This window comes from Microtetraspora glauca (assembly GCF_040656155.1).
Lineage (GTDB): Bacteria > Actinomycetota > Actinomycetes > Streptosporangiales > Streptosporangiaceae > Microtetraspora > Microtetraspora glauca.
This window is the reverse complement of the sequence record NZ_JBFALK010000024.1, coordinates 141,036-152,376: the sequence shown is the minus strand read 5'-3', so window position 1 is coordinate 152,376 and position 11,341 is coordinate 141,036. Positions and strand designations below refer to the sequence as shown.

The window sequence follows — 11,341 nt, the reverse complement described above, 5'->3', positions numbered from 1 at the left end:
GGCGACGGCATCGATACGTCGGACGCGTGCGGCGCCGGTGGCGGCGACCTCGGCCCCAATGCGAGCCTCAGAGATCCCCTCGGGGGTAGCGACGCTCCTTGTTTCGAGGCGATTCCCCGCAGTCCATTCGACAACGGCGGCGACGTCTGCACCCCCGAGCCCCGCGACAGCGACCCTGACGCGGGTCCGCCCGGCCCCGATCCCGATCCCGGTCGTGGTCCTGGTCCTGGCCCTGGCGATGGTCCTGGCGATGGTGGCCCCGCCGGCCCCGCCCCGGGTTCCGGTCCCGATGCTGGTCCCGGATCGGGGATCGAATCCAACGCCGCCCCTGGCTCTGAGACCGGTAGCGGCAACCTTCAGGTGGGCCTGTCAGGCGCGGGCACCATGACGGGAAGCACGGAGACCAAAGACGGCATTACGCCCAGCGCAGCGGGGCCCGCCGGTGCGGCGTGGTCGGTCGGGTTCGCGGCCGGTGAGCTACGGGTCCAGGTCTCCACGCTGATGCACCTGGACGACCTGCCCGCCGAACTCGCCGGATGGGGACCCATCCACGCGCAGTTGGCTCGCAGACTCGCCAAACGACAGATCGGCGGGGAATGGCGGTTCGCCGTCTGCGACGAACAGGGACACCTACTCCACGCCGGGATCACCCGACGCCGCCCCGCAGGGTGGCCCCGCCACCCGGTACCAGATCCTGCGCCCCACCCGGCTGATCCAGCGCCCACACCGCCATTCCGTCCGGCCGAACCAGGCACCTCTTCTGCGTCCCGTCCGGCCGCCCCGGGCACCCCTCCTGCATTCGATCCGGCCGCCCCGGACACCTTTCCCGCATCTCGCTTTGCCGATCCGACCCCCCCTCCAGGGGCCGGCTCCGCGAGCGGTCCGGGTGGTGGTTCGGTTCGCCGTCGCGGGATCGTCGAACTCCAGCTCCCGCTGGCGTTGCTGCACGAGTTGTACGCCGACATCTACGCCCAGGGCGGCTGGGCCGCCGTCATCGCCGACATCATGCGCCAATACGGCCAAGCCACAGGGCAGAACTCCCACTCCCCATCCAGCCCTCGAAACGGCCACGGCAACGGAAGCGTCCACGGGGATGGAAACGCCGACGGCAGCGGAAGCCTCCACGGCGATGGTGATGATGGCGGTGGTGGCGGCGGTGGCGGCGGTGATGGTGGCGGCGGTGATGGTGGCGGTGGTGGTGGTGATGGCGACAGCGGCGGTGAGAGCGCGAGTGTCGTCACCCCGACCGTCGAAGGCGGCAGCACCAGTGGCTTCGGCGCTGCCCAGTTCGCGGACGCCCAGTCCGCTGATCCTGGAGCTCGCGGGGTTACGGCTCGCGGGGTTACGGCTCGCGGGGTTACGGCTCGCGGTGCTACGGATCATGGTGCTGCAGCCCATGCTGCGCGGGACACGGTCACCGGCGGCGAGAAGGCTGCCGGGGATGAGCGGCGGCGGTTCCCCACAGCCGGGCTGCGGCGACGGATCGAGATCCGCGACAGGGTCTGCTCCCATCCCGGATGCCGTGCACCAGCCGCCCGGTCGGAGATGGACCACACCCGCCAGTACGCCCACGGCGGCCCCACCACCGAACACAACCTCGCCGCCGCGTGCGCGCACGACCACGACCTGCGCGACAACGGCTGGCAGGTCATCCAGACCAGCCCCGGACATGTGACCTGGATCAGCCGGACCGGCCACCGCTACCCGGCCGAGCCGCCACCGATCATCGAACCCATGCCCGAACCCTTCACCCCCAACGGCTGGACCACCCCCAACCAGCCGGGAACACCCCGTACCCACCAGACGAGCCGAGGCCCCGGGAGCGCAGGTCACACCACCGGACACGAAGCAGCCGACCATTGCGGAGGCAAGCACCGTGCAGGTGGGGACGAGGCCCGTGGAGCCGACGGATCTGGGGGTGGGGTGCACGGGGCCGACGGAGGTGCCCACGAGATCCGCGGAGCCGATGGATGTGGGGGTGGGGTTGGCGCGGCCGACGGAGGTGGTGACCTGGTACGTGGGGCCCACGATTCAGGAGGTCACCCTGTGGGCGATCAGCGTGTGGCTGAAACTGATGCAGGCCAACACCCCCCGGTCAGCCGTGACGTGGACGGGTACGCCGTATGCCGACCGTGGAGGTCCGATGCAGACGCGTACGAAGCAGCCGTGCGCGGAGCAACCGGGACAAGCGAAGCAACCGGGACCAGCGGAGCAACCGGGAACGACGGGGGCGGGAGCAGAGCACGCGGGCTTGCGGTCAGCGGGTACGGCGCGGGCAGCATCACCGACCCGATCAACGACGAACTCCCGTTTCTTCCGACGTGGAACTACGAACCCGCCTGGTGGGAAGAACCCGCGCTCGAACCAGATCCCGCGTCGCAAGACGCGGCGCCGCCTGGTCCTGTCCCCGACCCTGACGACGAGATCCCACCCTTCTGAACGGGGACCGGGGTCCCGACGGGGGCGGTCCCGGTGGTCCCGATGCCTGTAGGGCGGTGCGGATATGTCCCCGACCTGGCTACTCGGACGTGACCACCCGTCCTGGCCGCCCCAACCTGACGTGCCCGATTTGAGCGCCATGACCTGACTTCGCCGACCTCGACATCCGTACGAGGTTTCCTGTCCTTCCCGTGCGCGTCCCCGCCCTCCCGGAAGGCGACGTCCGGCGGGGATGAACGTTGACGGTCCGTCCTCCCTCACGCACCGTCTGGGTCAACGCGTCCAGCAGGGTCCAGCCGTACGAACGCATTCGGGCCGCTGTCCATGGCTTGGGCGCGGAAGGTCTCGATCTGCTCTCTCGGAGATGGGCCGGCCGTGCCCCGTCACGGCCGGAGTCGGGAAGCGTCTCATCGAGAAATTTCGGATTGGATGCCGAAATTTTCGGAGACGCCCGTGGGAAGGCACGTTCGTACTTTCCCATGGGCGTGGTGAGTCAGGCTCCGGTGCAGCTGACGGAGGACGGGATGCCGTTCGTGCCGGACCAGTTGCCGGTGAAGCCGAACGTGGTCGAGGCGTTCGCGGCGAGGGCGCCGTTGTAGCTCGCGTTCTTGACGGCGATGTTCGCCCCGGACTGGCTGAGGGTGCCGTTCCAGAGCTGGGTGATGGTCTGGCCGTTCGGGAACGTCCAGCTCACGGTCCAGCCGCTGATCGCCGCCGAGCCGGAGTTCTTGACCGTGACCTCACTCTGGAAGCCGGTGTTCCACTGGTTCACCAGCGCGTACGTCGCGGAGCACGCCTTGCCGGTGCCAGGCGAGGACGACGGGCTGGCCGAAGGGCTGGCCGAGGGGCTCGCACTGGGGCTCGGGCTGGAGGTGGTGCCTCCGAACGCGTTGCTCACCCCGGTGTAGGCGGGCTTGGAGTTGTAGTTGTCGTCGAACAGCAGGGGCGCTCCGTACCCCGAGAACACGTCGGGGACCCAGGAGTACTTGTCGGTGACACCCCACACGGTGATGCCGACGCAGCGCGTGACGTTCAGGCACGCCTTGGTCAGCGTGTTGTAGTTGCTGCTCTGGGTGGCCAGCTTGGTGGAGTCGGCCGGGGTCTGCATCCGGACGTCCACCTCGGTCAGCGCCACGTCCACCCCGAGGTCGGCGAAACGCTGGAGGTTGGCCTGCAGGTCGGAGGGGATCTGGCCGAGGATGAAGTGCGCCTGGAACCCGACGCCGTCGATCGGGACGCCCTGCTGCTTGAACGCCTTGACCATGTTGTACACGGCCGTGCTCTTCGAGTTGACGCCCTCGATGTTGTAGTCGTTGTAGTAGAGCTTGGCGCTCGGGTCGGCGGCGCGCGCCGCCTGGAAGGCGGTGGCGATGTAGCTGTCGCCGATCGTCGTCTGGAAGACCGACTGGCGGCGGCTGCCGTCGTCGTTGAACGCCTCGTTGACCACGTCCCAGGCGTACAGCTTGCCCTGGTAGTGGCCGGCGACGTTGCTGATGTGGTTCTGCATGATCGAGGTCAGGGTGCTGGAGTTGAAGCCGCCGTTGCTCACCCAGGACGGGAGCTGGCTGTGCCAGACCAGGGTGTGCCCCCGCACGCTCTGCCCGTGGGCCTGGGCATGGCTGACGATGGCGTCGCCGCCGGTGTAGTTGAAGGAGCCGCGCGACGGCTCCGTGGCGTCCCACTTCATCTCGTTCTCGGGCGTGACCGAGTTGAACTCCCGGTCGGCGACCGTCGCGTACGCCGACTCGCCGAGGTGGTTGTTGGCCAGGGCGGTGCCGAAGTACTTGCCCTTGGCCGCGGCGAGCTGGCCGAGGCCGGTGGCCGCCGTCGCCGAGGTGGTGGTGGCCACGGCGACGAGCGCCGTGGCGGCCAGGGCCGTCACGGCGAGACCCGCCAGGGTTCTGGCAGGCGGACGGAAAACGCTTTCCATCATGGAGTGCCTCACCTCTTGTCCTTCTTCTGTGTGTTCTTCTGCGGGGTGTCCCCGGTGGCGGACGCCGCCGGGGGGTGAATGCCCGCCTTTCCTGGGGGGCCGGGATTTCAGGAAAGGCGGGCGGTCATGGGAGGGTCAGCGTGCGGCGCAGCTGACGCCCGTGGGGGTGGCGTTGGTCCCCGACCAGCCGGCCAGGAACCCGAAGGTGGCCGAGGCGCCCGAGGATAGGCCGCCGTTCCAGCTCTCGTTGGTGACCGTGACGTCGGCGGAGCTCTGGGTGTGCCTGCCGCCCCACAGCTGGGTGATGGTCTGCCCGTTCGGGAAGGTCCAGGTCACGGTCCAGCCGGTGATGGCCGGACCGCCGGTGTTCTTCACCGTCACCTCGCCCTGGAATCCGCCCGGCCACTGGCCCACGGTCCGGTACGTCGCCACGCACACCGTGCCCGAAGGCGAGGGACTCGCGCTGGGGCTGGGGCTGGGGCTCGCGCTCGGGCTCGGACTGGCGCTGGGGCTCGGGCTCGATGCGATCCCCCCGATCGCCCGCGCCTCGTCGGCCAGCACCGTGGCGGTCGCGCTCGGGTAGTAGACGCGGAAGCCGTCGTAGTCGGGATAGAGGCTCACCCCGTCCCAGTCCACTCCGGTCAGGAGCCAGAAGTTCCAGCCGTCGCCGGTGCCGTTCCTGACCGTGGACGTCCACGTCTTGTAGACGGTGTCCCGGCTGCTCCCGGTGATGCCGAACTCCTCCAGGATCACCGGCTTCCCGTACGCCTGGGCGGCGGCCTGGTGGTCCTTGATCCACTGGGTGCCCCAGTCGGCGGACCTGCCCCAGCCGTCCGGATAGAGGTGGTAGGTGCCGAAGTCGACGCCGGGAAGGCTGGTCAGGGCCTCGTGGTCCACGCCGTCCGCGCCGTTGTAGAGCCAGTCGCTCGCGTTCCCCTGGTTGAGGAAGCCCTCGTCGCCGACCGACACCATGTGGTTCGCGTCCAGGCTCTTGATGTACGCCGACATCTCGCCCGCCCAGCCCGTCAGGGTCGAGGTGGCGCAGGTGCCGGAGGCGGGCAGGTTGGCGTTGATGCAGCGCGGCTCGTTGGCGAGCTCCCAGGCGAAGATCGTCGGGTCGTCCTTGTACGTGACGCCCGTGACGGTGTTCGTACGGTTGAGCAGGTGGCTGATCCAGTTCTTGTACCAGCCCTTGATCGTGGCGTTGGTGTAGAACTGGTCGTGATACTGGCCGCTGGCCCATTTCACGTACTGGTCCATGCCGCCGAACTCCTTCCAGTTGTTCACGAACGGAAGGATCAGCCGGACGCCTGACTGCGCGGCCTTGGAGATGACGTGGTCGAGGTGCTCCAGGCCGTCGGCGCCGTCGTTGTACGCGGGCTTGCCGGTCGCGGTGTCCCAGTACTGGAAGTAGACGCCGGCCTTCTTGCCCTCGCCGTCCACGTGCGGGACGGATCCGTCGAGGGAGCCGATGTCGAGGGAGGCCCAGGCGCGCATCACGGTCAGGTCCATCGCCTTGGCGTCGTCGAAGACGTCGTCGACCATGGTCTGGCTCGCGAAGATCGGATGGTAGTTGTTGGTCCCGCCGTACCGGAACGGCTGGCCGTTCAGGACGAACCCGCCCCCGGAGCGGGTGACGAACCCGCTGGGCGCGGCCTCGGCCGTGCCGGCGTGCAGTGCGACCGCCGTCGCCGCGAGCAGCATCGCGGCCACGGCCAGTGCCTTCGTGCGCATTCGTGATCTCCTTTGGGGCCCGCGCCCGCGCGTTCCACGGACGGACACGCGCGGACGCGGGAGCGCGGGGATTACGCGGGGGTGCAGGTGATCGACGTGGGGGCGCCGTTCGTGCCGGACCAGTCGCCGGTGAAGCCGAACGTGGTCGAGGCGTTCGCGGCGAGGGCGCCGTTGTAGCTCGCGTTCTTGACGGTGACGTTCGCCCCGGACTGGCTGAGGGTGCCGTTCCAGAGCTGGGTGATGGCCTGGCCGTTCGGGAACGTCCAGCCCACGGTCCAGCCGCTGATCGCCGCCGAGCCGCTGTTCGCCACCGTGACCTCACCCTGGAATCCGCCCTGCCAGGAGTTCGCCACCCTGTACGTCGCCGCGCACGCCCGGCCGGTCGGGGAGACGCTGGGGGAGGGGCTGGCAGACGGCGAAGCGGACGGTGAAGCAGACGGAGAAGCCGAGGGAGACGGCGAAGCCGAAGGGGAAGCGGACGGGGAAGCGGAAGGGGACGCCGAGGGCGACGGTCCGGAACCGGGAGCCGACCCCCAGATCTTCGCGCCACCGGAGTGGATCGTGATGTTCTGCACGGTCACCGGTGTGGAGCCCGGCGTGGTGGAGACGCCGGTGTACGACCAGTCGTTCGCCGGGTCCCAGGAGCCCGAGCTGGCGATCCGGAACTGGACCTCCCGCCGCGACTCCGACTGGCCCGCGGGAGCGATGACCTGGCCGGAGCAGTCGATCGTGACGTAGTAGATCCGTCCGGAGAACTGCGTCGGGCCCGCCGGGGCGGCGCACTGGTTGTACGCGGAGGTCAGGGTGATCTGCGCGGGCGTCGTGTCGCCGTCGAGTGTGAAGTAGTAGCGGAACGCGCCGTCGGCCAGCGCCCGGGCCGGCCACGCCGAGTGGTTGACGATCAGCGTCTTGATCTCGGTGAAGTTCGCGCCCGCGGCGTTCACCGACGCCTGGGCGTAGATCTCGGGCCCGTCCGGGGTCTCCACCGGCGGGAAGTTCGCGAGCGGCGTTCCGCCGTACTCCTTGTAGAGCCGGGCCAGCGCGCCGGTGAAGGCCGCGTTGTAGTCGGTGGCGACCTCGTTCATCACGTAGTCGCTTCGGCTGTCGGCGTAGGCGTCGTCGGCCGACTTCGGCCCGCCGACCAGCGCGCCGTAGAGAATGTGCCTGCTCTGCGCGGGCTCACCGCTGAGGTTGTTCGTCCAGGTCCCGTGCGCGGTCCGGTGGTGCGGGTTCTTCGGCGGGTTGGCGCCGAACCCGATCAGGTACGACGAGTTGCGGGGGTTGTCGCCGAGGGCGTAGCCGATCTGGCGGACGCCGAAGTCGTGGTAGCGCGCCTTGCGGGTGGCGTCGGCGGTCAGCCAGTCGCTGTAGACGAGGGCGACGAACGCCGTGTTCGCCGCGTAGCGTAGCGACCCCCACTGGTCGAGCACGGCCTGGCCGCCGGGGGAGTAGGGGACCCTCTGGCCGTTCACGCCGACGGTCCAGTAGTCCAGCCACCGGTTGGCGTCGTCGACGTACTGCTGCTTGCCGGTCAGTTTGGCCAGCAGGACATAGCACCCGTACGACTTGTCGTCCCAGGCGATCGTCCACTTGTACGACTTGGTCGTGGACTGCGGCTCGGTGCCCAGGTTGGCGTAGGACGACTCGGCCTTGGTGAGGTAGGACGCGTCCTGGGTGGCGCGGTAGAGCCAGAGGGCGCCCCACACCAGTTCGTCGTTGTAGCCGCTCCAGGACTGGTAGTAGCCCGCCGCGTCGGTGATGCAGTCGCTGTACTTCTTCCGCACGGTGTCGGCGAACGTGTAGAGCTGCTTGGCGTGCGCCACCAGCGTGTCGGCGTACGCCGGGTTCGTCGGGCGGAACACGATCGAGGACGCGGCCATCGCCGCCGCCGTCTCACCGGCCAGGTCCGACCCGCCGCAACTCGCGTCGATCTTGTACGCGGGGCGGGTCATCGGCATGACCTCGGCCGCGCCCCACCAGGCGTGATCGGTCCCGCCGTTGCCCACCTGGCCGTACAGCACGTTCGCCGAGGGGTGCGCCTTGATGAAGTAGTCGTTGACGAACTTCAGGTTGTCCAGCAGGTAGGGGAGCTGGCCGGACGACGCGTACGCGTCGCGGTACTCGACCGCGCCCCAGGCCAGCATGGTGGTGGACGCCGCCATCGGCAGGCCGAACTTGACGTGGTCGCCCGCGTCGTACCAGCCGCCGGTCAGGTCGAGGCCCGCGTCCTTGCCGTCGTCGAGGGCCGAGTCGTCGCGCCAGGTCACCCTGTTGGTGGACGGCAGCTTCCCGGACCGCTGCGCCTCGTAGAAGAAGAGGGATTTCTGGAGCGCCTCGCCGTAGTTGAACGCGGGTGCCGCCGAGGCGGCGGGGGTGAGGACCGCGCTCTGGACCACCGGGGAGAGCGCGGCCGCGACCAGCAGGGCGGCCAGGGCCGTGAACGTACGCCGCATGTGGATGCCTCGTGTTACGGGGTGTCGGGGGGTGTCAGGGGTGAGCCGGGGTGTGTCGGGGGTGTCGGGGGTGCGGTGAAGGGTCAGGCGACACCGCACCCCCGGGCCTATCTCAGGGGAAGAGCAGGCCGTACTGGCCGAGAGCGGTGGCCACGTCGACCTGCGCCCAGAACCGGTGGTAGTTGAACGTCGGCGCGGGGGCCGTGCCGTTCAGGTACGACTGGACCTTCGGCCAGTCCGGGTCGTTCTTGTACCAGGACCGGATGGAGATGAAGGTCGAGTTGGAGTTGATCGTGTCGCCGTTCGGCATCTTGCCGGTCCAGCCCGCCGGGACGTAGACCGGGTCGTCGAGGCGGTTGTAGTCCGCCTTGGTCTCGGGCACCGACACGCCCTTGCTGTCCTGGCTGTTCTTCCAGACGCCGTCGAGCAGCGCCTTGGCCGTGGACTTGGCGGCCGCGTGGCCCGACTTGGCGGCGTAGAACATCAGGGTCTTGGCGTAGGAGCCGGCGACGCCCACGTCGGTGGTGTGGTCGACGACCGAGACGTGCAGGCCGGTGTTGGCCGGGGGCATCCCGGGGCCGCTGAAGTTGCTGTCCGGCTGGCCGGTCCAGCGCAGCGTCGACGGGATCTGGTAGGTGCCGTCGGCGTTCACCGTCGTGTTCGCCAGCGCCCAGGTGACCCACTTGTCGAGGATGGTCTTGGCGTCGGCGTTGCCCGTGGCGTAGTAGTACTCGGCCACGCGCTCCATGGACCAGGCCTGGAAGCCGAACCACTGGTTGGACGGCGGGTCGTGGTAGACCGGCTGCCAGTCGTAGGACATGCCGAAGAAGGTCGGCAGGGTGGACGGCGGTGCCGCGTAGTGCCCCTGGTAGCTGTTGGTCGCGCCGCCGGCGATCGCGCCTTCGGCCGACTGCAGCCACTTGTAGAACTGGAGCTGGCGGGTGAGGCTCGTCGACCAGTCGGTGACGGCCGTCGTGCCCTTGGGCTTGAGCTCGGTCACGTTCGACAGGGCGTACGCCGCGAGCGGGTTCTGGTAGCCGGAGTGGTTGTGGCTCGCGCCGATCCGCCACGCCCAGCCGGCGGAGGTGTCACTCGCGCCGCCCCAGGCGTAGTACCAGTTCAGCAGGTACGCCGCGCTGTCCTTGCCGGTGCCGGCGGCGCAGGTGGTGCTGGTGCAGCCCTGCTTCTTGAAGTACTTGTCGTACATCGAGTAGCGCAGGTAGTCGCCCATCTTCGCGGCCTTGGCGACCGTGCCGGAGATCTGCGCCTCCTTGCCCTGGTCCTTGGCCCACTGCAGCGCCCAGTAGGCGACCTGCACGGCGCGGGCGTCGGCGTCGGGGGCGTTGGTGTACTTCCACTGCTTGGCGTACGAGGCGTCCTTGGTGAACAGGTCGAGGAAGCCGTTGGTGCCGCCGAACTTGAACGTGTCGCAGGACGGCTGCGGGATCGTCTCGAAGACCGACTCCTCCGGGCCGCGCTGGTAGGTGTTGATGTACGCGGGCCTGGTCGTGCCGTCGCCGCACCGGCCGAAGCCGTAGGTGTTGTCGACGTCGAGCAGCCAGTGCATGCCGTACACGTCACTGGTGCCGTAGGCGGTCTTCAGCTCGTTCGCGATCGGGTCCACGCCGACGCTCACGCCCGACTCCAGCTGGGACGGGTACTGCTTGACGTCCTCCCACTCCCCGGCGTACGTCGCGGGCTTGCTGGGGTTGTAGAACGAGTTCGTCGGCTGGTCGGCGGTGGACGGGATGATGTACTTCTCCAGCGACGTCCACGCGTTGTTGAACTTGCTCCAGTCGCCGGTGACCTTGCCGTACATCGCCTCCAACCACAGGTAGTAGCTGTACGCCTCGGAGGTCGTCTCGTGGCCCTGGTCGGGGGCCTCCACCATCAGCGTCTCGACCGAGTGGTACGGCACGCCTTCGGGCGAGAAGTACCCGTTGGCCGGGTCGTGCAGCTTGTTGTACATCGTCAGGAAGTTCTGGACGTACGCGTTGGCCGGCGGGCTGACGCTCGGCGAGGCCGAAGGCGATGCGGACGGCGACGCCGAAGGAGAGGCCGAGGGAGAGGCGGACGGCGAGGCGGATGGGGACGCCGACGGCGACGGGGTGGCGCCGCAGGTGACCCCGTTGATCGTGAAGGAGGTCGGCTTGGGGTTGCTGCCGCTCCACGTTCCGTTGAAGCCGATGCTGGTGGAGGCGCCCGTCCCCAGGCTGCCGTTCCACGACAGGTTCGTCGCGGTGACGCCCGCGCCGCTCTGGCTCCAGTTCGCCGACCAGCCCGGCAGCGTCACCTGCTGGCTGCCGGGGAAGGTGAACTTCAGCGTCCAGCCGTTGACGGCGTCGCCGAGGTTCTTGATGGTGAGGTTGGCGGTGAACCCGCCCTGGCCGGGGGAGGACGTCCACTCGTTGGTCGCGTACGCCACGTCGCAGGACACCGCGGCGGACGCGGGGGTCTGCGCCAGACCGGTCAGCACGCCGGCGGACACGCCGGCCGCGGCGACCAGGGCGATCCGTCTCCGAGATCGTGGGAGCGCTCCCGTACTAGGGGCTCTTCTGCGCATTTTCGGGGGTTCTCCAAGGTGTCGGGGGGTGCATCGCCCGGATGGAACGCCAGGTGGCGAACGCGGTGCGCGATGCGGAGTGATGGCTAGGTGGAACCGGTAGGATGGGAGCGCTCCCATTCAGGATTGTGGGAGCGCCGGTGTGGATGTCAATCACCTGTTGCGTGCCGCTCACCGGGCCCCGTCCCGCGTAGGTGAGGCACCCTCACGGGGCTGGTC

At 69.0% G+C, this 11,341-nt stretch carries 5 protein-coding genes; 1 reads left to right on the top strand and 4 read right to left on the bottom strand.

Annotated elements, in window-relative coordinates:
* Positions 1-384: 384 nt before the first annotated feature.
* Positions 385-2,439, top strand: a complete 2,055-nt coding sequence (locus AB0I59_RS35045; protein WP_358139806.1) for an HNH endonuclease signature motif containing protein — start codon at positions 385-387, stop codon at positions 2,437-2,439.
* A gap of 493 nt (positions 2,440-2,932) precedes the next feature.
* On the opposite strand, the gene AB0I59_RS35040 is transcribed toward AB0I59_RS35045, so the two are convergent.
* From AB0I59_RS35040 to AB0I59_RS35025, 4 genes are all read right to left on the bottom strand, one after another.
* Positions 2,933-4,372 (bottom strand): glycoside hydrolase family 10 protein, encoded by a 1,440-nt coding sequence (locus AB0I59_RS35040; RefSeq protein ID WP_358139803.1) that lies wholly within the window; start codon positions 4,370-4,372, stop codon positions 2,933-2,935.
* A gap of 135 nt (positions 4,373-4,507) precedes the next feature.
* On the bottom strand, positions 4,508-6,106 hold the full coding sequence (locus AB0I59_RS35035) for a cellulose binding domain-containing protein (protein WP_358139800.1): 1,599 nt from the start codon (positions 6,104-6,106) through the stop codon (positions 4,508-4,510).
* Between the two features lie 71 nt (positions 6,107-6,177).
* Complete coding sequence (locus tag AB0I59_RS35030; RefSeq protein WP_358139797.1) at positions 6,178-8,559, bottom strand: glycoside hydrolase family 9 protein; 2,382 nt, start codon at positions 8,557-8,559, stop codon at positions 6,178-6,180.
* A gap of 112 nt (positions 8,560-8,671) precedes the next feature.
* Positions 8,672-11,122, bottom strand: a complete 2,451-nt coding sequence (locus AB0I59_RS35025; RefSeq protein ID WP_358139794.1) for a glycoside hydrolase family 48 protein — start codon at positions 11,120-11,122, stop codon at positions 8,672-8,674.
* Positions 11,123-11,341: the final 219 nt, after the last annotated feature.